Below are 23562 nucleotides of genomic sequence, written 5' to 3' on the forward strand. Positions count from 1 at the left end.
GCGACGGTCGTGCCCCTTTTCGTTCCGTCAGATGACGCCGAGCGAGATCATGGCGTCGGCCACCTTCACGAAACCGGCGATGTTCGCGCCATGCACGTAGTCGCCCGGCATGCCGTACTCGGCGGCGGTGGCCACGGTGCGTTCGTGGATGCCGCGCATGATCCCCGCCAACCGCTCGTCGGTGTACTCGAATCCCCACGAGTCGCGGGATGCGTTCTGCTGCATCTCGAGTGCCGACGTGGCGACACCGCCCGCGTTGGCCGCCTTGCCCGGGGCGAACGCCACCGCGGCGTCGCGGAACACCTGCACGCCCTGCGGGGTCGTGGGCATGTTCGCGCCCTCGGCCACAGCCTGCACGCCGTTCGTGACCAGGGTCTTGGCTGCCGCTTCGTCGAGTTCGTTCTGGGTGGCACAGGGGAGCGCGACATCGCACGGCACGTCCCAGATGGATCCGTTCGGCACGAACCGGGCGTGCGGCACCGCGTCCGCGTACTCGCTGATCCGTCCGCGCCGCACCTCCTTGATCTCCTTCAGGAGCTCGAGGTCGATGCCCTTCGCGTCGACGAGGTATCCGGAGGAATCGGAGCTCGCGATCGCGATTCCGCCGAGCTGGTGCACCTTCTCGATCGCATAGATCGCGACGTTTCCGGAGCCGGAGACGACGACGGTCTTGCCGCCGAGTGAGCTGTTCGCGGCCTTCAGCATTTCGGCGACGAAGTAGGCGACGCCGTACCCCGTCGCCTCGCGACGCACCTGCGAGCCTCCCCAGGTGAGTCCCTTACCGGTGAGGACCCCCGACTCGTAGGAGTTGGTGAGGCGCTTGTACTGGCCGAACAGGTAGCCGATCTCGCGCCCGCCGACGCCGATGTCACCTGCCGGGACGTCGGTGTACTCGCCGATGTGGCGATGCAGTTCGGTCATGAACGACTGGCAGAACCGCATGATCTCGGCCTCCGAACGACCCTTGGGGTCGAAGTCGGAGCCACCCTTGCCGCCGCCGATCGGAAGTCCGGTGAGGGCGTTCTTGAAGATCTGCTCGAAGCCGAGGAACTTCACGATTCCCAGGTTCACGCTGGGGTGAAACCGCAGACCACCCTTGTAGGGGCCGAGCACACTGTTGTACTGCACGCGGAAACCGCGGTTGACGTGCACGTTGCCGGAGTCGTCGACCCACGGCACCCGGAAGATGATCTGACGCTCGGGCTCGCACAGTCGCTCGATCAATCCGGAGTCGGCGTAGTGGGGATGGTGGTCGAGCACGACCTGGAGCGACTCGAAGACCTCGGCGGCTGCCTGGTGGAACTCGGGTTCGCCGGCGTTCCGCAGGCGGACCTGCTCGTAGATCTCTGCTACCCGGTCGCGCGTTGACACAGACCCACCTGCCTGACGTGTGAGGAATTCGTTACCTGACGTTTACTTTGGAAACTATAGACCTGGTGTCAGGCGTCCTGTATCAGCGCCGGGTGGAGAGGTCAGGGCTCCCGCGGTGGTGTGCGGGAATGCATTGCGACAGACGTGTTCTCGACGGCCTCGCCGCAGTGCGCGCAGCGGTGTTCCAGCTCCAGTGAGTGTCCGCATTCGTGCACGAGCACCGACGGCGCCTCGTCGACGGCCCACTTGCTGCCCCATTGGAACAACGAGAGCAGCAGCGGTCGCAGGTCCTCGCCCGCCGGGGTGAGGTGGTACTCGAATCGGGGAGGGTGTTCGGAGTACTGCCTGCGTTCGATGACGCCGACCTCCTCGAGTTTGCGCAGTCGCGCGGTGAGGATGTCGCGCGAGACGCCGATGTATCCGGCAATCCGGTCGAAGCGGTGCACTCCGTAGCTCAGTTCGCGGATCACCAGCATGGACCAGCGGTCGCCGATCAGTTCCATGGTGGCGGCGATCGCGCAGGGTCTCGGCGTCAGTGGCATGCGGTCCATGACGATCTCGGGTGTCGCTCGCTCGGTGTCGGCGTTGTCCATGCCTTTCATCATAGAGGGTTGTGTTTTCCAACTGATAGGGATTACTGTCGGGAACGTAGTTAGTTGGAAAACCAGACTTACTCTCTCGAAGGGGTCGTCATGACCACGATTCAAGATCGAACGGTGCTGGTCACCGGAGCCAGTCGCGGGCTCGGACGTGCCTTCGTCGCCGAGGCGCTCGCGCGAGGTGCGCGAACGGTCTACGCCTCGGCGCGTGACGCGTCGACGATCGAGGAGCACCCACGAGTCGTGCCCGTGCAACTGGATGTCACGAACCCCGAATCGGTCTACGCCGCCGCGGAGCTCGTCGGGGATCTCGGCGTACTGATCAACAACGCCGGCATCCTCGTCGGCGAGTCGCCGCTCACGGGTGATCTCGACGGAATGCGCCGCGAACTCGAAACCAACCTCTACGGGCCGCTCAACGTCACCCGCGCGCTCGCGCCGATCATCGCCGCCAATGGAGGCGGCGCGATCCTCAACGTGCACTCCGTTCTGTCCTGGCTGGCCATCGGTGGCTCGTACAGCGTCTCGAAAGCGGCCCTGTGGAGTGCCACCAACGCCATGCGCGCCGAACTCGCGGCGCAGAACATCCAGGTGGTCGGGCTGCACCTCGGGTACATGGACACCGACATGACGAGCGGTCTGGATGTGCCGAAGATCTCCGCGGCCGAGGTCGCGCAACTGGCCTTCGACGGCATCGAGTCCGGCGCCCACGAAGTCCTCGCCGACGACACCACCCGCACCGTCAAGGCGGCACTGTCGGGCGACCTCGACGTCCTCTATCCGCAGCCGGCGCAGCAGGGGGCGGCGTAATGAGCGAGTCCGGAAACGGTGCAGTGGCGACCGTCGAGGACGTGGCGGACGCCGAGTGGGGAGAGATGCGGTCGAGGACCGTCGAATGGCGCGACCCGGCAGGTCCGGCGCGGAAAGCGCGAGAACTCGACGGCCTCGGCTACCTGCGGGCGATTCTCGGCGGCGAGATTCCCGCGCCCCCGATCGCGAGCCTGATGAACCTGCGGTTCCTCGAGGCCGAACCCGGGAGGGTCGTCTTCGCGCTGGACCCTGACGAGTCGCAGTACAACCCGATCGGCGCCATCCACGGTGGCGCCGTGTGCACCCTGCTCGATTCGGTCGCCGGCTGCGCCGTGCACACCACGTTGCCCGCGGGGTGGGGCTACACCTCGGTCGAGATCAAGGTCAACTACATCCGCGGGGCGACCCGGGACTCCGGGGCCCTCACGGCCACCGGCGTCGTGAAGAAGTCGGGTCGCCGCATCGCGTTCGCGGAAGGGGAGGTCACCGACTCGCAGGGCCGCCTCGTCGCCACCGCCACCAGCACCCTGCTGGTGTTCGAGGTTCCACCGGAGAGCTGACACCGAAGCGAAAAGCACTGAGCGAGTAAAGGCGGCTGAACGCGGGAACCCGCCACTCGCGGAGGATGGTGGCGGGTCCCGGTGCACCGTTGCCCGTCGGGTTGGGGCGATGCGCAAACAAGACTAATTGGTCGGTTTGTTACGCGCCAGTACGGAACCCCGGGTACGGACGACGGGTGCAATACCTATCGGACGGTCGTACAGGATGCCGCCGCTCGAAGCCCCCCTGCGACCTCCCGAAGTTTGATGTACTGAAAGTCGTCCTCATCAGCGTCATCCCCAGAGCGGTCAAGGAAGGCAACCACATGGGCACGATCACTACCCAGGATGGCACGGAGATCTTCTACAAGGACTGGGGAACCGGTCAACCCATCGTGTTCAGCCACGGCTGGCCGCTGTCGGCCGACGACTGGGACACACAGATGCTGTTCTTCCTCCAGCACGGCTATCGCGTCATCGCCCACGATCGGCGCGGTCACGGACGCTCCACGCAGACCGGCGACGGCCACGACATGGACCACTACGCCGACGACCTCGCGGACCTGACCGCGCATCTCGACCTCCGGGACGCCATCCACGTCGGCCATTCGACGGGCGGCGGCGAGGTGGTGCACTATCTCGCGCGGCACGGAGAGAGCCGGGTGGCGAAGGCCGCACTGATCAGCGCGGTACCGCCGCTGATGGTGAAGACGGAGGCGAACCCGGGCGGCCTTCCCAAGGACGTGTTCGACGATCTGCAGGCACAACTCGCCGCCAATCGGTCGAAGTTCTACCGCGACCTACCGTCGGGTCCGTTCTACGGATTCAACCGACCGGGCGTGGAATCCTCGGAAGCGATCATCGAGAACTGGTGGCGCCAAGGGATGATGGGCGGGGCCAAGGCTCACTACGACGGCATCGTCGCCTTCTCGCAGACCGATTTCACCGAGGATCTGAAGAAGATCACGGTGTCGGTACTGGTGATGCACAGCGAAGACGACCAGATCGTTCCCTACGCCGACGCCGGACCCCTGTCCGCGAAGCTCCTCGCGAACGGGACGCTGAAGACGTACAAGGACTTCCCGCACGGCATGCCCACCACGCAAGCGGAGACGATCAACGCCGACCTGCTGGCGTTCCTGAAGGGCTGACGCCGGACCCCCGATTCCTGTTTATCCAGGTGATCGGGGGTTTTCGCCTGTCGGCGCTCCGTCGAATGAGTGCCCCCGGCAGGATTCGAACCTGCGACCAAGAGATTAGAAGGCTCTTGCTCTATCCCCTGAGCTACGGAGGCGCGCAGCAAATATTACCTGCCGCCCCGAGCGCTCCGACCGGGGCTGTGGTCTCCGCGTCACGAGCCCAGGGCTGCCGCGGAGAGCAGAAGTCCCGCCAGGACGAGCTCGACCACGAAGTAGAACCACACGGGGTAGAAGCGGGTCGGCCGGTCGGCGACGGCCGACACGATCCGGCCGAACGCCATCCCCAGCAGGGCGACGGCCACGGTCACCGAGGCGACGGATCGGATGCCGTATGCGTCGAAAGCCGCGAAGACCAGCAGGGCCGCCACCGCCACACCGAAGCCGCCGTAGACCGCGCGCACCTCGGCGCGGGAGGTCGGCGAATCCGCGGACAGACCGAACGGGGCGACCAGCCGGGCCGGCGCGGCGAGCCCGTACACACCCATGCCCGCGAAGAACAGCGCCACCGCGATGATCAGAAACTCAGCCATCTCAGCCTCTTGTTCCCTCGGGACAGGTCCCTGTCGACGGTAACCGGAACGGCGACGGAACCCTCGCGTCTCCGACGGCCTGTCGTAGGTCCTACCCTTGATGTATGGCTACACCCCAGCTCGCGGCGTCCGACCCGGCATCGAAACCCCCGAATCACGCCGATTCGACCGCCCTGTTCGTCGTCGGCGGACTCATCGCCGGTTTGGTTGCGGCAATCGTCGTCGGACTTTCCGCTGCTCAGGCGCTCGTGCTGCTGGGAATTCCGGATCCCGGACCGATCACCACCTACGGACTGCCTGCGATGCGCGCCGTGTCGGAGATCGCTGCCGTCATCACCATCGGATCGCTGCTGCTCGCGGCGTTCTTCGTGCCGCCGCAGAAATCCGGGGTCCTGGACGTGGACGGCTACCGCGCGGTCCGGACCGCGTCGTACGCCGCGATCGTGTGGGCCGCGACCGCCCTCGTCCTGGTCCCGTTGACGTTGTCGGACACGTCCGGGCAACCCTTCGCCGAGGCGGTAAAACCGGCCAACATCTTCAACTCGATCGATCAGGTCGAACTCGCCGGCGCCTGGCGCTGGACCGCGATCATCGCGATCGTCCTCGCTATCGCATCCCGGCTCGTGCTGCGCTGGTGGTGGACGCCGATCCTCCTGGTCGTCGGCATCCTCGGACTGATGCCGCTCGCGTTGACGGGTCACTCGTCCTCGGGCGGTTCGCACGACATGGCGACGAACAGTCTGATCCTCCACCTCGTCGCGGCCTCGCTGTGGGCAGGCGGCCTGTTCGCTCTCCTCGCCCATGCGCGCAGGCGCGGCGCCTACACCGATGTGGCGGCGCGGCGGTTCTCCGCGGTCGCGACGGTCTGCTTCGTCGTCATGGCGATCAGTGGTGTGGTGAACGCGCTCGTTCGCGTTCAGATCGGTGACCTCGTCGACACGACATACGGACGCCTCGTGGTCGCGAAGATCGTGGCGCTCGGCATCCTGGGCGTTTTCGGCTGGGCGCAGCGTCGACGAGCGCTCCCCGCGCTGCAGAGGGACCCGGCCGGCCGCGGCAACCTGATCCGTTTCGCCGGCGCGGAGGCCATGGTCTTCGCCGCCACGATCGGTCTTGCCGTCGGGCTCGGTCGCACACCCCCGCCCCCGCCGTCCGCGGCGCCCACCCTCACGGAGGTGGAACTCGGCTACAACCTGGCGGGGCCGCCGACGTTCGCGCGGCTGATGCTGGACTGGCGATTCGACCTCCTCTACGGCACCGCCGCGATCGTGCTGGCCGTCGTCTACGCGGTCGGATTACGCAAGCTTCGGCGTCGCGGCGACAGCTGGCCGGTCGGTCGGACCATTGCGTGGATGTGCGGATGTGTGGTGCTCCTGGTCGCGACGTCCTCGGGTGTCGGCCGCTACTCGCCGGCAGTGTTCAGCGTGCACATGGGCGCCCACATGGCGCTGTCCATGCTGGCGCCGGTTCTTCTGGTGCTGGGTGCTCCGATCACGCTCGCCCTGCGCGCCCTCGATCCGGCGGGCAAGAAGGGTGTGCCGGGGCTGCGTGAGTGGATCCTGACCGCGCTGCACAGCCCGTTCTCCCGATTCATCACCCACCCCGTGGTCGCTGCGGTGCTGTTCGTGGGCGGCTTCTACGCCCTGTACCTCGGCGGGATCTTCGAGGCCGCGGTCGACTCGCACTCCGCGCACGTCCTGATGAACCTGCACTTCCTGCTGAGCGGCTACCTCTTCTACTGGGTCGCGATCGGTATCGACCCGTCGCCACGCAAGCTGCAACCGGTGACGAAGCTCGCGATGGTCTTCGGCTCTCTCCCGTTCCACGCCTTCTTCGGTGTCGCGCTGATGAGCATGGGCGCCGTGATGGGCGAGTGGTACTACCGATCGCTCGGACTCGGCTGGAACGCCGACCTGGTGGGCGACCAGCAGCTCGGCGGCAGCATCGCCTGGGCCACCGGTGAGATTCCCCTGGTACTCGTGATGATGGCCTTGCTCATCCAGTGGTCCCGCAGCGACAGCCGCACGGCGCGGCGGGTCGACCGGGCCGCGGACCGCGACGACGATGCGGATCTGGCGGCGCACAACGCGATGTTCGCGGAACTGGCGCGACGGGACCGAGAAGCCGGACACTAACCGCTAGCACGCGGTGCCGACACGTTCCGAGCTTCGGCGACCGTGTCGGCTGCTCTATCCACAACCGCTCCGTTTCTCCACAGATTTCGGATGCCGGCCGGCAACCGCGCTGCCGGACGGCACGCTGTGAGTGAAGGCACCTTGCCGCACTCACAGGGGGTAGAGCGAATGTACGAAACACACGGCACCGTGGTCGGAACGGTCATCACCGGCCCGGTCACCCGGTCGAATGCGGCCGGTGACGAGTTCCTCAGTTTCCGGATGGCGAGCACCGTCCGGCGCCGCGATCACGCGACCGGCGAGTGGCGCGACGGGAGCACGCTCTACCTCACGGTGACCTGCAGGCGGAGGCTGATGGCCGGCGTCGTCCAGTCGATCGCGAAGGGGGATCCCGTCATCGTGACCGGCGAGTTGCGCACCACGGAGTACACGACGCGGGACGGCATCGCCCGCTCCGACCTGGAGCTGAGCGCGACCGCGATCGGACCGGATCTCGCCCGGTGCACGGTCGTCCTCGAGCGCGCGCCCAGAATCGCGGACGCGGGTGCGGCGACCCCGGCGACGGAACAGGTCGCCACTCGGTCCCTCGTCGCGTAGCGCACCAGCGGGTATCGGCGCCGATCCCCGCGCCCGCGGCGCCGGTGCCCGCGGCCTCTTCCCGCGAAGCCCCCGATCACGTCCCCGACCCTCCGCGATGTGGGTTCATCGCACTTCACCATTAGGCTGGCCCCATGGCTGAGTTCATTTACACGATGAAGAAGGTGCGCAAGGCGCACGGTGACAAGGTCATCCTCGATGACGTCACGATGAGCTTCTACCCCGGCGCCAAGATCGGTGTGGTCGGCCCGAACGGCGCGGGTAAGTCCAGCATCCTCAAGATCATGGCGGGGCTGGATCAGCCGGGCAACGGTGAAGCGTTCATCGCTCCGGGTGCCACCGTCGGGATCCTCATGCAGGAACCGCACTTGGACGAGACCAAGTCCGTCCGCGAGAACGTCGAAGAGGGCCTGGGTGAAACCATGGTCCAGCTCAAGCGGTACAACGAGATCGCCGAGCTGATGGCCACCGACTACTCCGACGAGCTGATGGAGGAGATGGGCGAGCTCCAGGAGAAGCTCGATCATGCCGACGCGTGGGAGATCGACTCCCAGCTCGAGCAGGCGATGGACGCTCTGCGCTGTCCGCCGCCGGAGGAGATGGTCACGCACCTCTCCGGTGGTGAGAAGCGCCGCGTCGCCCTGTGCAAGCTCCTGCTCAGCAAGCCCGACCTGCTGCTGCTCGACGAGCCGACCAACCACCTCGACGCGGAGAGCGTCCTGTGGCTGGAGCAGCACCTGGCCGCCTACCCGGGTGCGATCCTGGCCGTCACCCACGACCGGTACTTCCTCGACCACGTCGCCCAGTGGATCTGTGAGGTCGACCGCGGCCGCCTGTACCCGTACGAGGGCAACTACTCCACCTACCTGGAGCAGAAGGCCGCCAGGCTCGAGGTCTCGGGCAAGAAGGACCAGAAGCTGCAGAAGCGCCTCAAGGAGGAACTGGCCTGGGTTCGCTCGGGAGCGAAGGCCCGTCAGGCCAAGAACAAGGCCCGCCTCGACCGCTACGAGGAAATGGCCACTGAGGCCGAGAAGACCCGCAAGCTCGACTTCGACGAGATCCAGATCCCGGCGCCGCCGCGCCTCGGCGACGTCGTGGTCGAGGTCTCGAGCCTCGACAAGGGATTCGACGGCCGGGTTCTGATCAAGGACCTGTCGTTCACCCTGCCGCGGAACGGCATCGTCGGCGTGATCGGCCCCAACGGTGTCGGTAAGACGACACTGTTCAAGACCATCGTCGGGCTCGAGGAGCCGGACGCGGGCGAGGTGAAGATCGGTCAGACCGTCAAGCTCAGCTACGTCGACCAGAACCGTACGGGCATCAACCCCGACAAGACGGTGTGGGAGGTCGTGTCCGACGGTCTCGATCACATCGTGGTCGGCCAGACAGAAATGCCGTCGCGCGCCTACATCAGCTCGTTCGGGTTCAAGGGCCACGATCAGCAGAAGCCGGCGGGCGTCCTCTCCGGTGGTGAGCGCAACCGCCTGAACCTCGCGATGACGCTCAAGCAGGGCGGAAACCTGATCCTGCTCGACGAACCGACCAACGACCTCGACGTCGAAACCCTCGGTTCGCTGGAGAACGCCCTCGAGCAGTTCCCCGGCTGCGCCGTCGTGATCTCCCACGACCGCTGGTTCCTCGACCGCACCTGCACGCACATCCTCGCGTGGGAGGGTGGCTTCGGCGACAACGAGGCCGCCTGGTACTGGTACGAGGGCAACTTCGAGGGCTACGAGGCCAACAAGGTCGAGCGGCTCGGACCGGACGCGGCACGGCCGCACCGGGTGACGCACCGCAAGCTCACGAGGGACTGACCTGGTGGAGCCGAAGGTCTTCACGTACGAGATCCAGGTCCGGTGGGGCGACTCCGACCGGCTGGGTCACGTCAACAACACCCGCTTCGTCGAGTACATGCAGGAAGCACGTGTGCATTTCCTGTCGTCGCAACTGGAATCGGTGGGAGCCCGGGCCGGGGCGATGGTGGTGCGCAAAATGGACGTGGAATTCCTGCGTCCCGTCACCGACGCCTCCGGTCCGCTGACGATCGACGTGTCGGTGCTCCATGTCGGCAACTCGTCGTACACGATCCGGCACGTCGTCACGAACCGCGACGGGGTCCGCTGCGCGACGGGCGACGCCCTGATGGTGGCGTTCGACGTGAAGACCGAACGCTCGCGTCCGCTCTCCGATGCGGAACGGGACGGGCTCGAGAGGTACCTCGCGCCGGTGACCACCGGCTGACGGATCCGGCACGCGGGGTGCCCGAAGTTCACCCTCTGTTCCCATCGCCGCGGGCTAGTCTCGAGAGAGTTGCCCGCGGCGATCGGAACGAAGAGGAAGTGAGCCCCGATGACGGAATCGGCAGCACTGAAAGATGCGGAGTGGGCGCGGAATCTGCCCGAAGGTCTCCGGTCTCAGGTGCCGACTCTCGCAGCCGTGTATTTCCGCCACGTCGATCGCGGTGACAGCGAGAGTGCCGTCAACGGCGCCTCCGAGGCCGTGCTCGGCGCGCATCTGACACTTGCCCTGCATCGTCCGCCGGAACGCGCGGTCACCCGGGTCTACCGCCCGGGCGACGGGCACGAACTCGGTGCGTCCCTGCAGATCGTGACGGACGACATGCCGCTGCTCGTCGAATCGATCACCGCGCTGCTGAACCGCCTGGGCATCGGGATCAGCGAATTCGTGCACCCCATCATCTCGGTCCGACGCGATCCGATCGGCGCACTGCGCGGAATCCTCATGGGAGACAAGGCGAAGGATGCCGACGATGACAGCGTCTCCGAGTCGTGGATCCACGTCCAACTCGATCCGCGTACCGACTCCGCGGTTCTCGACACACTCGAGAAGGAAGTCGGCACCGTCCTCGCCGACGTGCGCCAAGTGGTCCGGGACACCGACATCATGCGCAAACTCGAGCGGACGCTCGCCGACGAACTCGAGACGTCCACACCCTGTCCCGGCGTGTCGAAGGACGACCTGGAGGACTGCGCCGATCTGCTGCGGTGGATGTCGCAGGGCAATTACGCGGCACTCGGCTACCGCCGCTTCGAACTGGGGGAGCCGGACGGTTCCGGCGCACGCGGCCTGCAGGTGGTGCCCGGCAGCGGTCTCGGACTGCTGCGCTCCGACACGGTCACCGAAGGCCCGCTGAGTCTGCCGCCGGCCGCCGAGATCCCCGACCGCCCCCTGCTCGTACTCACACAGGGCTCGTTCCCCGCGACCGTGCACCGCTCGGTCTACCCGTTCTTCGTCGGCGTGAGCATCCTCGACGAGAACGGCAACATCACCGGTGAGCACCGCTTCCTCGGCGTCTTCACCGTCACGGCGCTGCACGAGAACGTCCTCGACATTCCCGTGATCGCCCGCCGGGTGCGCAAGGTGATCGACCGGGCCGGGTTCCAGTTGAATTCGTATTCGGGGCAGGCGATGCTGGAGGTCATCCAGTCGTTCCCGCGCACGGAGCTGTTCTCGAGCGACGCCGACACACTCTTCGACACGGTGACCGCCGTGCACAGCATCGGGCTCCGGCGTCAGGTACGTCTGTTCGTGCGCGAGGATTTTATCGGACGATTCGTCTCCTGCCTGATCTACCTTCCCCGCGACCGGTACACCACCCGGGTCCGGCTCGCGATGCAGGACATTCTGCTGCGGGAATTCGGCGGCGGCGCTTTGGAATACACCGCACGCGTCACGGAGTCCGACCTGGCGCTGCTGCACGTGACGATCCGCAAGAGCGCCGAACACATGGGGTCGCGGCTCGACCTCTCGGACGCCGACCGCGAACGGGTCCAGGCCATGCTGGCCGAGGCGAGCCGCAGCTGGGACGACCATCTCGGTGACCTCCTCCCAGTGACCACCGGTGTGGATCCCGTTCTGGCGCAGCGTTATGCCGCCGTCCTGCCCGAGGGGTACAAGGAGGATTTCGACGCCACGCGCGCGTTGTCGGATCTCGCGAGGCTGGAAGCGCTCGAGGACGGTTCCATCGACCTGCTGCTCTACCGCGATCCCGGGGCGCAGGTCGGGCACTGGCGATTCACCCTGTACGTGGGCGGGGACGGTATTTCGCTGAGCCAGGTGCTTCCGGTGCTGCAGAGCCTGGGTGTGGAGGTGCTCGACGAACGGCCCTATCTGATTCCGCGGCCGGACGGGATGACGTGCTGGATCTACGATTTCGGGCTGTCGGTGCCCGCGGAGCTGCTCCGCTCCTCGGTGGAGGACGACCTCGATGCCGAACTCGCCGCCGAGGAGGCATCCGCCGCCGCACCGAAGCTTCAGGAACGGTTCACGGATGCCTTCACCGCGGTCTGGTTCGGGCGTGCGGAGGCCGACCGGTTCAACGAGCTGATCCTGCGGGCGGGGGTGTCGTGGCGGCAGGCCGTGATCCTGCGAACGTACGCAAAGTACCTGCGCCAGGCGGGGTTTCCGTACAGCCAGTTCCACATCGAGGGGGTTGCGCTGGCGAATCCCCGTTCGGCGTACACGCTCGTCGAGTTGTTCGAGGCGATGTTCGACCCGGAGTCGCCCTCACCCGACCTGGTCGTCGAACTCGACACCCGTCTGAGGGAGTACATCGACGCCGTGGTCAGCCTCGACGCGGACCGCATCCTGCGCGGTCTGTTCGGGTTGATCAAGTCGACGCTGCGCACCAATTATTTCGTCGTCGGCGAGACCGGGGAGCCGCCGACGTACCTCTCGATCAAGCTCGATCCGACGTCGATCCAGGAACTGCCGAAGCCTCGCCCGAAGTACGAGATCTTCGTGTACTCACCCGACGTCGAGGGTGTGCACCTGCGGTTCGGGTCCGTCGCCCGCGGCGGGCTGCGCTGGTCGGACCGGCGTGAGGATTTCCGCACCGAGATTCTGGGGTTGGCGAAGGCTCAGGCCGTGAAGAATGCGGTGATCGTCCCGGTCGGCGCGAAGGGCGGCTTCGTCGTCAAGAATCCGCCGACGACGTCGGGGGACGCCGCGGCCGACCGCGCGGCCGCACTCGAGGCGGGCCAGGACTGCTACCGCACGTTCATCTGCGGGCTCCTGGACCTCACCGACAACGTCGATCAGGCGTCGGGGGACATCGTGCCGCCGGCCCGGGTGGTGCGGCGCGACGGCGACGATCGGTATCTCGTCGTGGCCGCGGACAAGGGCACCGCGAAATTCTCCGACCTCGCCAATTCTGTTGCGGAGCAGTACAAATTCTGGCTCGGCGACGCGTTCGCGTCCGGTGGTTCGGCCGGGTACGACCACAAGGGGATGGGCATCACCGCGCGCGGTGCCTGGGAGAGCGTGAAACGGCACTTCCGGGAAATGGGGGTCGACACCCAGACCCAGGACTTCGGTGCGGTCGGTGTCGGCGACATGAGCGGGGACGTGTTCGGAAACGGCATGCTCCTGAGCCGGCACATCCGGCTCGTGGCGGCGTTCGACCACCGGCACATCTTCCTCGACCCGGATCCCGACGCCGCCAGGTCCTTCGAGGAGCGGTCCCGGATGTTCGCGCTGCCCCGGTCGTCGTGGGCCGACTACGACACCAGCATCATCAGCGAGGGCGGGGGAGTGTGGGACCGGACCCGCAAATCGGTGCCGATCAGCGCCGCGGCGCGCGCTGCGCTCGGACTCGACGACGCCGTCACCGAACTCTCCCCGCCGGAACTGGTCCGGGCGATCCTGCGTGCCCCCGTGGATCTGCTGTGGAACGGTGGCATCGGCACGTACGTCAAGGCGTCCACCGAGACCAACGCGATGGTGGGCGACAAGAGCAATGACTCCGTGCGCGTCGACGGCAACGAGGTGCGGGCGAAGGTGGTGGGCGAGGGCGGCAATCTCGGGGTGACGGCGCTCGGCCGAATCGAGTACAGCCAGAACGGTGGCCGGATCAACACCGACGCGATCGACAACTCCGCGGGCGTCGACTGCTCCGATCACGAGGTGAACATCAAGATCCTGCTGGACTCGCTGGTGAGCGGCGGCGGGTTGCCGCGGGAGGAACGAAATCCTCTGCTGGCGTCGATGACCGACGAGGTGGCCCAACTCGTGCTCGCGAACAACATCGCGCAGAACGATCTCCTCGGTGTCTCCCGGACCAGCGCGGTACCGATGCTGAGCGTGCATCGCCGCCAGATCGAGAACCTGGCGTCGCGTCGCGGACTCGACCGGAAACTCGAGGCCCTGCCCACCGAGGAAGAGATCGCACGACGCAGGCCGGCCGGGCAGGGACTGACGTCTCCGGAACTCGCGACCCTCATCGCGCACGTGAAACTCGCGCTCAAGGACGACCTCCTCGCGACGGACCTGCCCGACAGCGAGACGTTCGCGCCGCGTCTGCCGCGGTACTTCCCGACGGTATTGCGCAAGCGGTTCCGCACCGCGATCAAGGCGCACCCGCTGCGCAGGCAGATCGTGGCGACGATGCTCGCGAACGAGACCATCGACAACGGCGGTATCACCTTCGCATACCGATTGGCGGACGAGGCGGGTGCGAGCAGCACCGACGCCATCCGCGCCTACGCTGCGGTTACCGAGATCTTCGCCCTGCCCGACCTGTGGTCGAGGATCCGGTCGGCGAACATCGCGGCGGACATCGAGGACGACCTGATTCTCGAGTCCTGCCGGGTTCTCGACCGCGCGTCCCGCTGGTTCCTGACCAACCGGCCTCAGCCCCTCGCCGTTGGCGCCGAGATCGCCCGGTACTCGGCCGACTTCCGGGCACTCTCGCCGAGGGTGCCGCAGCTCGTGCGAGGGCATCAGCTCGCCGACGTGGAGACGCGGGCGCGGCCGCTCGTCCTCCGCGGGGCGCCCGAGGACCTCGCGTTCGAGGTGTTCCGGCTTCTGGACAAATTCTGTCTGCTCGACATCAGCGACGTCGCCGACATCGCCGAACGCGACATCGACGAGGTCGCCGAGCTGTACTACGAACTCGACGGCCACCTCGGCATCGACTGGCTGCTGAGCGCCGTGTCCACTCTCGCGCGGGGTGACCGCTGGCATTCGCTGGCACGCCTCGCATTGCGCGACGACCTCTACAGTTCGCTGCGTCAGCTCACGATGGAAGTGCTCCTGGGTGGTGAACCTCACGAGACGCCGCAGGAGAAGATCGACGATTGGGAGTCGACGAACGCGTCCCGGCTGGCCAGGGCGAGGTCCGCTCTCACCGAAATTTTCGAGTCTGGGACCCTTGACCTCGCGACGCTCTCGGTGGCGGCGCGTCAGGTACGCAGCATGGTGCGAGGTATGGGCACCCGATCGGAGGTATGACGTTGAGCGAGGGCTTTCACGCGGAGGTCGAAGTTCGATGGTCGGACATGGACGTCTTCCAGCACATCAACCACGCACGGATGGTGACGTTGCTGGAGGAGGCGCGGATTCCCTGGCTGTTCGAGGACGATCGGCCCACTGTCACGTTGCGTGACGGCGCGGTCATCGCGGACCTCCATGTGCGCTATCGCGGGCAACTCCGGCACAGCGATTCGCCGCTCGACGTCCTCATGTGGGTGGAGAAGGTTCGCGCGGTCGATTTCACGATCAACTACGAGGTCCGCCCGAAGGGCGTCGACGTCTCGGTCGCGCCGTCCATCGTGGCCTCGACGCAGATCGCGGCGTTCGACATCGGCACCCAGCGCCTGCGCAGAATCACCGACGTCGAGCGTGCATACCTGGAGAGCTGGCAGCGTGCATGAGCGCGTCCTGTCGATCCCGGACGCCGCGGAGCGTGGTGATCTTGCCACGTTCCTCACGCGGGTGGTCCGGTTGGACGAGTCGACGGTGGTGCGTCTCCGTCAACGTGGACCCGGCCGCCTGACGATCTGGGCGGCAACCGGTTTCGACGCGCTGGCGGTGCGCACGGTCGCGGGGACCATTACCCCGGACGACACGTCGGCTGCCGGCGACCAACTGCTCGCCGCTCTCGAAGCGGCGACCGCGGCCGACATCGATCCGGGGTTCTCGATGGATTCGGCGTGGCGGGGCGCTCTGCCTCCGACGGAGGGCTTCGTTCACGTCGACGACGTCCCGGCGCGTGTCCTCGTCGACCTCGCGCAACGCGGTGCGGCCCTGGCGCAGGAGCACGGCAGCGGCCACGGTCCGCCCGCATCACTCCTCGACCAGGAAGTGCTGCAGGTGGAGGGCGCGGAGCACACGGTCGGCATCCCGATGCGGGTGGTGTTCGCTCTCACCGCGATGGGGTTCGTTCCGCACGCGGGCTCGGATCGGCTGACCGCCGACATCGACCTCGAGCGCATCGACGCCTCCGAACTGGTCCGGGTGCGTGCCACCGCGTCGTGGCTGCGGGTGGACGCCCGGTTCGGGTCGATTTACCGCCACCGCGGTGGCGGGATTCCGTTGTCGGTGGCGCGGTAGCGCGCCGTCAGCCGGACCGCAGCGTGCTGGTTGCGAGAACGGCGAGCGACGCGACGACCGCCGCCATGCCCAGCCCCGCGACCAGGGTCAACTGCTCGCCGAGCACCGCCGTGCCGAGCAGCGCCGCGACCACCGGTTCGGTGAGCGTCAGCGTGGCGACCGTCGCGGGTGGCAACCGCCGCAGCCCGGCGGCGAACAAGAGATATGCCAGCACGGTCGGGACGATCGCCAGATACACCGCGGCCGCAGCGCCCGCTCCGGTGTCGAGCCCGCCGGGCCAGGTCGCGACGAGCACGGGGATCAGGAACAGCCCACCGAGACCGAACATCTGTCCCATCGCCGCCTCGGGACTGGCACCCGCCGCGAGCAGCGACGACCCGGCAACGGTGTAGGTGGCGTACCCGAGACCGGCGATCAGCGCAGGCAGCGCACCCGCCAGGATCCCGGACGAGCCTGAGCCGCCGGTCGTGCCCGCCACGATCAACGCCATTCCGGCGACCGCGATGACGGTGGACACGGCCCACACCGGACCGGGACGTTGCCGGTGCACCGCCCATTGCAGTGCGCCGGTGAAGGCGGGGCCCGAACCCAGCGCGATCATGGTTCCCGCCGCCACCCCGGCGCTCTGCACACCACTGAAGAAGCCGAGTTGGTAGGCCGCGACCCCGATCCCGCCCCACACGGCGGGCACGTATCCGCGAATCCCGGAGCCGTCACCGAACCCGAGTCCGCCGCGCAGCTCCGCGAACGCCGCGAGGAGCGCGCCCGCGGCCACCACCCGGACCGACCCGACGGCCAGCGGGTCGAGGTCGTATCCGAGGGCGCGGGACGCAAGCGCCTGCGCGGTTCCCGTCGTGGCGAACAGGATCGATGCTGCGACGACCGCCGCGACTGCGGGAGTGCGGGTCAGATGAGCCACGCAGCCGCGTTCGGTGCAAGCTGTCCCTCGACGAGCGGCGCGCTGCTGAGCAGCACCTCACCGGGTGGCAGTGAGATCGGCGCGTCGGTGGCGTTGAGGGCGCAGATCAGCCCGCCGCGCCTGCGGAAGGCGAAGCAGCCCGCGGGGCTCCCGTACCAGTCGATCCCGGGACCGGAGAACTCCGGACGCAGCGAGCGCAGTTCGAGTGCGGCCCGGTACAGCGACAGCGTCGACGTGACGTCCTCGAGTTGCGCCTCGACGGTGAGGTCCGCCCACTCGGGTGGCATCGGCAGCCAGGGCTCGCCGGTGCCGAACCCGAACGGTGGTTCGGTGCCCTCCCAGGGAACGGGCACCCGGCAGCCGTCGCGGCCGCGTTCGGTGTGACCGGACCGTTCCCACACCGGGTCCTGCAACGCCGAATCGGGGAGGTCGACGTTGGGCAGGCCGAGTTCGGCGCCGTTGTACAGGAACGCCGCACCCGGCAGCGCCAGTTCGACGAGGATCATGGCCCGGGCGCGTGCCGTGCCGATTCCGCCGCCGCCGTACCGGGTGACTTCCCGTTCGACGTCGTGGTTCGACAGGGTCCAGGTGGGTGTTCCGCCCACCTGGTCGACGGCGGTCAGGGAGTTCTCGATCGCCTCCCGCACCGTCTCCGCCGAGAACTCGGCCTCGGCCAACCGGAAGTTGAACCCGAGGTGCAGCTCGTCGGGCCGGATGTACTCGCCGAAGCGTTCGTTGTCTCGAACCCAGATCTCCCCGACGGCCATCGTGCCCGGGTACTCGTCGAGGACCTTGCGGATGCCGCGGTGGATGTCGTGGACCGCGGGGTTGTCGAACCGCGGATCGTCGTCCGAATTCTGCAGCAGTTCGTTGGCGGACCAGTCGTGGTCCGGCAGACCTTCCGGCTTCGCCATGCCGTGCGCGACGTCGATGCGGAATCCGTCGACGCCGCGGTCCAGCCAGAACCGGAGTGTCTTCGTGAGATCCTCGACGACCTCCGGGTCGTCCCAGTTCAGGTCGGGCTGTTCCGTCGCGAAGATGTGCAGGTACCACTGGCCGGGCTTGCCGCCGGCCTCGGTGATCCGCGTCCACGCCGGCCCGCCGAAGATGCTCGGCCAGTTGTTGGGTGGCTCCGCGCCGTCCTCACCGCGACCGTCGCGGAAGATGTACCGGTTCCGTTCGGGACTGCCCGGCGGCGACGCCAGGGCGGCGCGGAACCATTCGTGCTCGACGCTGGTGTGATTGGGCACCAGGTCCATCGTCACCTTGATCTGGCGCGCGTGCGCGGCCTCGATCAGTGCGTCCATGGTCGCGAGGTCACCGAACAGCGGGTCGATGTCACGGGGATCGGACACGTCGTAACCGTGATCGGCCATCGGCGAGCGCATGACCGGGCTCAGCCAGAGGGCGTCGACACCGAGCAGTTCGAGGTACCCCAGCTTGTCCCGCACTCCGTGGAGGTCGCCGACACCGTCACCGTTCGCGTCGGCGAACGAGCGGGGATAGATCTGGTAGAAGACGGCGTCGGACCACCAGGGTGCCGGCTGTGCGTCGTCGGCGGATGTTTCGGCGGGAGTGCTCACAAACGCCCATCGTGCCAAACGATCGCCCGCGCCACGACTCGACCGGCGTAATCGGCGCGGGGCGGTTTCAGAAGGCGGAGTTCACCATCGACGCCGCGGCCATGTCCATGTACTCGGTGAGAGCCTTGCGGTGGGCGTCGTCGAGGGTTCCGGTGTCGATCGACGCGATGGCCGTGTGCATGCACCGGAGCCAGGCGTCGCGCTCGATCGGGCCGATCTTGAACGGCTGGTGACGCAGCCGCAGTCGTGGGTGGCCGCGCTCGTCCGAATAGGTGTGCGGTCCGCCCCAGTACTGCTCGAGGAACATCCGCATCCGGCGCTCGGCCGGACCCAGATCTTCCTCGGGGTAGAGGGGCCGCACGATGTCGTCCCTGGCGACTTCCTCGTAGAAGCGCGCGGTGAGTTTGCGGAACGTCTCCGCTCCGCCCACCGCCTCGTAGAAGGTCTGCTGCACGTCAGTCATGGCGCCTTCCATTGTGCACGTGCCGGCGCGGGCCGTCTTCGTCACCGTCTGTTCATCGAATGTCCTGCATTTTTGTCGGAAATGGGCGTGCACGAGCAGGCAATTCATGGTGCACTTGGTGGCAATCTCCCGGAGGTCGCATGAAGAATCGACACAGCGCCCGCGCGCACCGACAACTCGTGCCCACTGATGCCCGGAGTGCCGGGGTTTCAGGGGCGTTTGCTTTACAAGTGATCACCGAAGGCTCCGCGCACAGCGCAGAGCCTTCTTTCCCGGGCGAGAATGCGGTTCCGCTCTGGATCAAGCGCCGGGTGCTTCTCCTGAATGTCACCTACGAGCCGCTCACCGCCCTTCCTGCCCGCCGTGCCGTGGTGTTGATGACCTGCGGTAAGGCCGATACCGTCCACGAGGATCCCCAGGCCCCGGTCGTCCACTCCGAGCAGTGGTCCGTGCAGGTGCCGTCCGTGATCCGCCTCCGGAACTACGTCCGCGTCCCGTACCGCGCCCGCGTTCCGATGACCCGTGCAGCCCTCATGCACCGGGACCGGTTCCGCTGCGCCTACTGCGGCGCCAAGGCCGAGACCGTCGATCACGTGGTTCCCCGCAGTCGCGGCGGCGAGCATTCGTGGGAGAACTGCGTGGCCTGCTGTGCGCCCTGCAACCACCGCAAGGCGGACAAATTGGTGAGCGAACTCGGCTGGACGCTCAGGGCCTCCCTCGTGCCTCCGTCGGGGCCGCACTGGCGACTCCTGGCGTCCACCAAGGACCTGCACCCCTCGTGGATGCCCTACCTCGGTGAAGGCGCCGCCTGAGCGTTCCACGGGTCCCCTTCGCGAAGTTCGGCCCTGACGCTTCCCCCCGCACGGTTCTGGGCTACCGTTTGCGGTGTGAGCATTCTCGAGACAGTGCTGATATTCGTAGGAATTCCGGCGTTGATCACCGCCTTCTTCGCGGGGATGTCGTTCGTCGGCAAGAAGACGCCGGGCCCCGTGCCGCCCGCGTTCCACCTCGGTGAGGAATGGACGCACGCGCCGGTGCTGTGGAGCGCCGTCGACGAGGTGACCACCCACGGTCATCACGGCGGACACCACGGCGCGCACGCCGGTTCGGCAGACCTGATTGGAGGCTCGGCAAGTGGCAAGTGGTGACCTGATTCCCGCGTCCGCGGTATCCGCGGACAATCTGCCTGTCGGCAGCGTCGTGACCGCCAGCGGTCGCATCTCGGGCGTGCACCGCGTCGGTGAGCCGTTCACCGACGACCTGCCGTTCACGACGGACGAACTCGTCCGCCTCGACGATGCCCTCACCGAAGGCACCCGCAAGACGAAGGTGCGCTTCAACGCGTACATCGGCGACCTCGGCGACGACACCGCGGCCGGCGCCGACGCGCTGTTCCCGACGACCCCCGAGGCGGAGCGGTCGGTGCTCATCGCGGTCTCGCCCAACCAGCGGACGGTCGAGGTCCGCAGCGGCCGGGCCGTGGCCAACCGGGTCACCGACCGGGTCGCCCAGCTCGGCGCCACCGCAGCGGTGTCGTCGTTCGGGGACGGAGACCTCATCGACGGTCTCGTCAGTGCCATCCGCGTGATGAGCGCGGCAATCGCCTCGCCGTAAACCTGCACAGACCAGCGTCCGCGCGGCCCGATCCGGCTCAGTCCTCCTGAACCGGATCGGGCCGTTGGTGTCTCACCGGGGGTCGACGACGCGGTCGGCGCTTTCGAGGGTCCGCCGGACGGCCTCGATGCCGAGTTTCATCATCTGCGCGGTCCGGTCCGCGAGAGTCGCGGGCAGGATGTCCGCGGTCCAGGCGAACACGGTCGCGCCGTGGCCGTCGTCGCTCACCTGGGCGGAAGCATTGTGATGCCGGTAGGGGCCGTCGACGATCGACCAGGCCAGTCGGCGCGCGTCCTCGTCGCACGAGACGAGACGCTCCCGGGCGACGGAACCGTCGAAGAACGTGATGACCCGATCCCCCTGGTCGATCACCGACGTGGTGACGAAACCTGCGGCGAGACGCGTGTGCAACGCACCCCAGTCGCGCAGAGCGTCCCACGCGGCGGCGGGTGTGACATCGATGTGGGTGGACTCGTTGATGTATGACATGACTGCAGCCTGCCTCGGAAAATCCCGTGAGGATTGAACATTCTTGCAGGCCACCGCATGTACGGGAAGGTGTCGGGCCCCGCGGGTAGCGTCCCTGTTGTGGCGGTGAGCGAGGTCGCACATCTACACGGCGCCAGTGTCTGGGCGGTGGACTGCTGCGCCGTGCACCCGGGCTGGTCGGACGTGGAGGTGCGAGACGATCACCGGTTCGTGCTCGTCCGCGGCGGCCGATTCCTGCGCCGGATCGGCAGACACGAGTCGACGGCCGACCCGACTGTCGCCTACCTCGGAGTACCGGGCGAAGTGGAACGGTTCGCGCACCCCGCCGGTGGAGACCGGTGCACGTCGATCAGTGTCCGGCCCGAGCTCTGGCGTGCGATCGCCGGTGACCACTGGACGCTCGGCCGTCCGGATGTGTACGTCGATGGCCGCGTCGATCTTCTTCATCGACGACTGCTCCGTGCCGGCCGGACGGGCGATGTCCACTTCGCCCTCGCCGAGGAGGTCGTCCGACTCGTCGCGGTCGCCGCGCTCGCCGCCTCGCAGGGACGGTCGCGTTCACGCCGGCGCGGCGGCCTTCCGGACGACGTGGTGGCCGCCGCTGCCCGCGCGGCGGTCCTCGACAACGAGCCCGGCTCGGACGGTCTGATACCGCTTGCCGAACGGTTGGGGGTGTCACCGTTCGCGCTCAGTCGTGCGTTCAGTGCCGTCACGGGCGTCTCGCTCACCAGGTACCGCAACAGGGTTCGGGTCGGGCGGGCGCTCGGGCGGATCGAGAGCGGCGACCGGGACCTCGCCGGCCTCGCCGCTGACCTGGGTTTCTCGGATCAGGCGCACATGACCAGGACCATCCGGGCCCACCTCGGCGAGACACCCACCGCAGTGCGAACGCTGTTGTCGGCCTGAACAGCGCTCGACTTCTGTCGCTGGTCGATGCGAACATATGTTCGTGTCCGATTCGCCGCGCCCGCGCATCTCGAGTGGCGCCGAGGCGACCATCCTGCACGCCGACCTCGATGCCTTCTACGCCTCGGTCGAGCAGCGGGACGACCCCGGTCTGCAGGGTCGTCCGGTGATCGTCGGCGGCGGCGTCGTGCTGGCAGCAAGCTACGAGGCCAAGGCCTACGGGGTGCGCACGGCCAGCAGCGGTGCGCAGGCGCTGCGTCTGTGCCCGCACGCCGTCGTGGTGCGTCCGCGGATGTCGGCGTACGCGGCGGCGAGCAAGGCGGTGTTCGAGGTCTTCGAGCACACCACACCCCTGGTGGAGGGTCTGTCGATCGACGAAGCGTTCCTCGACGTCGCCGGTCTGCGCAAGATCGCCGGCACACCGGTCGACATCGCGGCACGACTGCGCCGCGATGTACGCGAGCAGGTCGGGTTGCCGATCACCGTCGGGGTCGCGCGAACGAAGTTCCTCGCCAAGGTGGCCAGCGCGGTGGGCAAACCCGACGGACTGCTGCACGTGCCGCCGGACCGCGAGATCGAGTTCCTGCACCCGCTGCCGGTCGAACGGCTGTGGGGAGTCGGCGCCGTGACGTCGGTCAAGCTACGCGACGCCGGGATCGCCACAGTCGGCCAGCTCGCCCACTGTCCGGAAGAGCTGCTCGTGTCCATAGTCGGACCTGCTGCGGGCCACCATCTCCACGCGCTGGCCTGGGCACGCGACCCGCGTCCCGTGCAGGTGGGGCGCAGGCGACGATCCGTCGGCGCGCAGCACGCCCTGGGGCGCAGACCCAAGTCGAGGGAGGACGTGGACGCCGCTCTGGTGGCGCTGGTCGACCGGGTGGCGGGCCGACTGCGACGTGGAAAACGGGTGGGGCGCACCGTCGTACTCCGGCTGCGGTTCGACGACTTCACCCGGGTCACGCGGTCGCACACACTCGCGCAGCCGTCGGCTCAGACGCAGACGATCCTCACCACGGCCCGGGGCTTGCTGAGCCACGCGTGGCCCATGATCGAATCCAAGGGCATCACCCTCGTGGGAATCGCGGTGGCCAACCTCGAGGACGACTGCCCGCAACAGCTGGCGCTGCCGTTCGACCCGTACACGAGCAGTTCCCTCGACAACACCCTCGACAGCCTCCGCGACCGCTTCGGCTCCTCGGCGGTGACCCGCGCGGTACTGCTGGGCCGGGATCAGGGTGTGACCGTGCCGATCCTGCCGGACTAGGCACAAAGCCGTGTAGTTAAGTCGTGGGTTGTGTTGTCAAGGGTCGATGTCGGTGAGGATGTTGATGGCGATGGTGGCCTTGAGACTTGGCCCTCGGGTGCGGCCGCGGGCAGTGCTGGCGACGAACTTGGAGATCGCTCGTTTGACCACGCGGGGGTTGGTTCGTGATCGTCGGGCGGGCATCAGGTGGTC

The 23562-nt window shown here is 67.5% G+C and carries 22 protein-coding genes and 1 tRNA gene; 15 read left to right on the forward strand and 8 right to left on the reverse strand.

Annotation, left to right across the window (positions count from 1 at the left end; translation table 11 throughout):
- Window positions 1–27: 27 nt before the first annotated feature.
- Window positions 28–1371 carry an NADP-specific glutamate dehydrogenase gene (gene gdhA / locus ACFWAY_RS29005; protein ID WP_378513017.1) on the reverse strand — a complete coding sequence of 448 codons (1344 nt, stop codon included), beginning with the start codon at window positions 1369–1371 and terminating at the stop codon, window positions 28–30.
- Between the two features lie 101 nt (window positions 1372–1472).
- Window positions 1473–1976 carry a winged helix-turn-helix transcriptional regulator gene (locus ACFWAY_RS29010; protein ID WP_378513018.1) on the reverse strand — a complete coding sequence of 168 codons (504 nt, stop codon included), beginning with the start codon at window positions 1974–1976 and terminating at the stop codon, window positions 1473–1475.
- An 87-nt stretch (window positions 1977–2063) separates the two neighbouring features.
- Between ACFWAY_RS29010 and ACFWAY_RS29015 the strand changes: the two genes are divergently transcribed.
- The 3 genes from ACFWAY_RS29015 (at window position 2064) to ACFWAY_RS29025 (ending at window position 4470) form a co-directional block, all read left to right on the forward strand.
- On the forward strand, window positions 2064–2780 hold the full coding sequence (locus tag ACFWAY_RS29015) for an SDR family oxidoreductase (RefSeq protein ID WP_378452143.1): 717 nt from the start codon (window positions 2064–2066) through the stop codon (window positions 2778–2780).
- On the forward strand, window positions 2780–3340 hold the full coding sequence (locus ACFWAY_RS29020; protein ID WP_378513019.1) for a PaaI family thioesterase: 561 nt from the start codon (window positions 2780–2782) through the stop codon (window positions 3338–3340). The genes ACFWAY_RS29015 and ACFWAY_RS29020 overlap by 1 nt, the downstream gene beginning before the upstream one ends.
- 305 nt (window positions 3341–3645) lie before the next feature.
- Window positions 3646–4470 (forward strand): alpha/beta fold hydrolase, encoded by an 825-nt coding sequence (locus tag ACFWAY_RS29025; RefSeq protein WP_378513020.1) that lies wholly within the window; start codon window positions 3646–3648, stop codon window positions 4468–4470.
- 70 nt (window positions 4471–4540) lie between these two features.
- Here ACFWAY_RS29025 and ACFWAY_RS29030 read toward each other — a convergent pair.
- Both ACFWAY_RS29030 and ACFWAY_RS29035 read right to left on the reverse strand, forming a co-directional pair.
- Window positions 4541–4613, reverse strand: a tRNA-Arg gene (locus tag ACFWAY_RS29030).
- A gap of 57 nt (window positions 4614–4670) precedes the next feature.
- Window positions 4671–5048: a DUF4345 domain-containing protein gene (locus ACFWAY_RS29035; RefSeq protein WP_378452167.1), complete on the reverse strand. Its 378-nt coding sequence runs from the start codon at window positions 5046–5048 to the stop codon at window positions 4671–4673.
- Window positions 5049–5152: 104 nt separating this feature from the next.
- On the opposite strand from ACFWAY_RS29035, the gene ACFWAY_RS29040 reads away from it, so the two are divergent.
- From ACFWAY_RS29040 to ACFWAY_RS29070, 7 genes are all read left to right on the forward strand, one after another.
- Entirely contained in the window at window positions 5153–7183 is a 2031-nt protein-coding gene (locus ACFWAY_RS29040; RefSeq protein ID WP_378452168.1) for a cytochrome c oxidase assembly protein, read from the forward strand.
- 168 nt (window positions 7184–7351) lie between these two features.
- Window positions 7352–7780, forward strand: coding sequence for a single-stranded DNA-binding protein (locus ACFWAY_RS29045; RefSeq protein ID WP_378452169.1), 429 nt, complete (start codon window positions 7352–7354; stop codon window positions 7778–7780).
- 134 nt (window positions 7781–7914) lie between these two features.
- The gene (gene ettA / locus ACFWAY_RS29050; RefSeq protein ID WP_378452170.1) at window positions 7915–9594 is read left to right on the forward strand and encodes an energy-dependent translational throttle protein EttA; all 1680 of its coding nucleotides are present in this window, start codon (window positions 7915–7917) and stop codon (window positions 9592–9594) included.
- A 1-nt stretch (window position 9595) separates the two neighbouring features.
- Window positions 9596–10021: an acyl-CoA thioesterase gene (locus tag ACFWAY_RS29055; protein WP_378452259.1), complete on the forward strand. Its 426-nt coding sequence runs from the start codon at window positions 9596–9598 to the stop codon at window positions 10019–10021.
- A 108-nt stretch (window positions 10022–10129) separates the two neighbouring features.
- Entirely contained in the window at window positions 10130–15031 is a 4902-nt protein-coding gene (locus ACFWAY_RS29060) for an NAD-glutamate dehydrogenase (protein ID WP_378513021.1), read from the forward strand.
- A complete protein-coding gene (locus ACFWAY_RS29065) occupies window positions 15028–15453 on the forward strand; it encodes an acyl-CoA thioesterase (RefSeq protein WP_378452172.1) in 426 nt (141 codons plus the stop codon). Before ACFWAY_RS29060 ends, ACFWAY_RS29065 begins: the two co-directional genes overlap by 4 nt.
- Window positions 15446–16132, forward strand: coding sequence for a hypothetical protein (locus tag ACFWAY_RS29070; RefSeq protein ID WP_378452173.1), 687 nt, complete (start codon window positions 15446–15448; stop codon window positions 16130–16132). The genes ACFWAY_RS29065 and ACFWAY_RS29070 overlap by 8 nt, the downstream gene beginning before the upstream one ends.
- Window positions 16133–16139: 7 nt before the next feature.
- Here ACFWAY_RS29070 and ACFWAY_RS29075 read toward each other — a convergent pair whose 3' ends face one another.
- The 3 genes from ACFWAY_RS29075 to ACFWAY_RS29085 form a co-directional block, all read right to left on the reverse strand.
- A complete protein-coding gene (locus ACFWAY_RS29075; protein ID WP_378452174.1) occupies window positions 16140–17051 on the reverse strand; it encodes a DMT family transporter in 912 nt (303 codons plus the stop codon).
- Window positions 17039–18634: a glycoside hydrolase family 13 protein gene (locus tag ACFWAY_RS29080; RefSeq protein WP_378513022.1), complete on the reverse strand. Its 1596-nt coding sequence runs from the start codon at window positions 18632–18634 to the stop codon at window positions 17039–17041. The genes ACFWAY_RS29075 and ACFWAY_RS29080 overlap by 13 nt, the downstream gene beginning before the upstream one ends.
- 67 nt (window positions 18635–18701) lie before the next feature.
- Window positions 18702–19097, reverse strand: a complete 396-nt coding sequence (locus ACFWAY_RS29085) for a globin (protein ID WP_378452176.1) — start codon at window positions 19095–19097, stop codon at window positions 18702–18704.
- Between the two features lie 140 nt (window positions 19098–19237).
- Between ACFWAY_RS29085 and ACFWAY_RS29090 the strand changes: the two genes are divergently transcribed.
- From ACFWAY_RS29090 to ACFWAY_RS29100, 3 genes are all read left to right on the forward strand, one after another.
- Window positions 19238–19909 carry an HNH endonuclease gene (locus ACFWAY_RS29090; protein ID WP_378452177.1) on the forward strand — a complete coding sequence of 224 codons (672 nt, stop codon included), beginning with the start codon at window positions 19238–19240 and terminating at the stop codon, window positions 19907–19909.
- A 75-nt stretch (window positions 19910–19984) separates the two neighbouring features.
- Complete coding sequence (locus tag ACFWAY_RS29095) at window positions 19985–20245, forward strand: hypothetical protein (RefSeq protein WP_005248217.1); 261 nt, start codon at window positions 19985–19987, stop codon at window positions 20243–20245.
- The gene (locus tag ACFWAY_RS29100) at window positions 20232–20711 is read left to right on the forward strand and encodes a DUF5130 domain-containing protein (RefSeq protein ID WP_378513023.1); all 480 of its coding nucleotides are present in this window, start codon (window positions 20232–20234) and stop codon (window positions 20709–20711) included. Before ACFWAY_RS29095 ends, ACFWAY_RS29100 begins: the two co-directional genes overlap by 14 nt.
- Window positions 20712–20783: 72 nt before the next feature.
- Here ACFWAY_RS29100 and ACFWAY_RS29105 read toward each other — a convergent pair whose 3' ends face one another.
- Entirely contained in the window at window positions 20784–21200 is a 417-nt protein-coding gene (locus tag ACFWAY_RS29105; RefSeq protein WP_378513024.1) for an SRPBCC family protein, read from the reverse strand.
- A gap of 99 nt (window positions 21201–21299) precedes the next feature.
- Here ACFWAY_RS29105 and ACFWAY_RS29110 point away from each other — a divergent pair, with 99 nt between their 5' ends.
- Complete coding sequence (locus ACFWAY_RS29110; protein ID WP_378513025.1) at window positions 21300–22106, forward strand: helix-turn-helix domain-containing protein; 807 nt, start codon at window positions 21300–21302, stop codon at window positions 22104–22106.
- A 37-nt stretch (window positions 22107–22143) separates the two neighbouring features.
- Entirely contained in the window at window positions 22144–23370 is a 1227-nt protein-coding gene (gene dinB, locus ACFWAY_RS29115; protein WP_378513026.1) for a DNA polymerase IV, read from the forward strand.
- Window positions 23371–23562: the final 192 nt, after the last annotated feature.

This window comes from Rhodococcus sp. NPDC059968 (assembly GCF_042738615.1).
Classification (GTDB): Bacteria; Actinomycetota; Actinomycetes; order Mycobacteriales; family Mycobacteriaceae; genus Rhodococcus_F.

Coding starts and splice junctions, on each gene's coding strand:
- ACFWAY_RS29010 (WP_378513018.1), bottom strand. CDS start 1,976: ATGATGAAAGGCATGGACAACGCCGACACCGAGCGAGCGACACCCGAG.
- ACFWAY_RS29015 (WP_378452143.1), top strand. CDS start 2,064: ATGACCACGATTCAAGATCGAACGGTGCTGGTCACCGGAGCCAGTCGC.
- ACFWAY_RS29020 (WP_378513019.1), top strand. CDS start 2,780: ATGAGCGAGTCCGGAAACGGTGCAGTGGCGACCGTCGAGGACGTGGCG.
- ACFWAY_RS29025 (WP_378513020.1), top strand. CDS start 3,646: ATGGGCACGATCACTACCCAGGATGGCACGGAGATCTTCTACAAGGAC.
- ACFWAY_RS29035 (WP_378452167.1), bottom strand. CDS start 5,048: ATGGCTGAGTTTCTGATCATCGCGGTGGCGCTGTTCTTCGCGGGCATG.
- ACFWAY_RS29040 (WP_378452168.1), top strand. CDS start 5,153: ATGGCTACACCCCAGCTCGCGGCGTCCGACCCGGCATCGAAACCCCCG.
- ACFWAY_RS29045 (WP_378452169.1), top strand. CDS start 7,352: ATGTACGAAACACACGGCACCGTGGTCGGAACGGTCATCACCGGCCCG.
- ettA (WP_378452170.1), top strand. CDS start 7,915: ATGGCTGAGTTCATTTACACGATGAAGAAGGTGCGCAAGGCGCACGGT.
- ACFWAY_RS29060 (WP_378513021.1), top strand. CDS start 10,130: ATGACGGAATCGGCAGCACTGAAAGATGCGGAGTGGGCGCGGAATCTG.
- ACFWAY_RS29065 (WP_378452172.1), top strand. CDS start 15,028: ATGACGTTGAGCGAGGGCTTTCACGCGGAGGTCGAAGTTCGATGGTCG.
- ACFWAY_RS29085 (WP_378452176.1), bottom strand. CDS start 19,097: ATGACTGACGTGCAGCAGACCTTCTACGAGGCGGTGGGCGGAGCGGAG.
- ACFWAY_RS29090 (WP_378452177.1), top strand. CDS start 19,238: ATGAAGAATCGACACAGCGCCCGCGCGCACCGACAACTCGTGCCCACT.
- ACFWAY_RS29105 (WP_378513024.1), bottom strand. CDS start 21,200: ATGTCATACATCAACGAGTCCACCCACATCGATGTCACACCCGCCGCC.
- dinB (WP_378513026.1), top strand. CDS start 22,144: ATGTTCGTGTCCGATTCGCCGCGCCCGCGCATCTCGAGTGGCGCCGAG.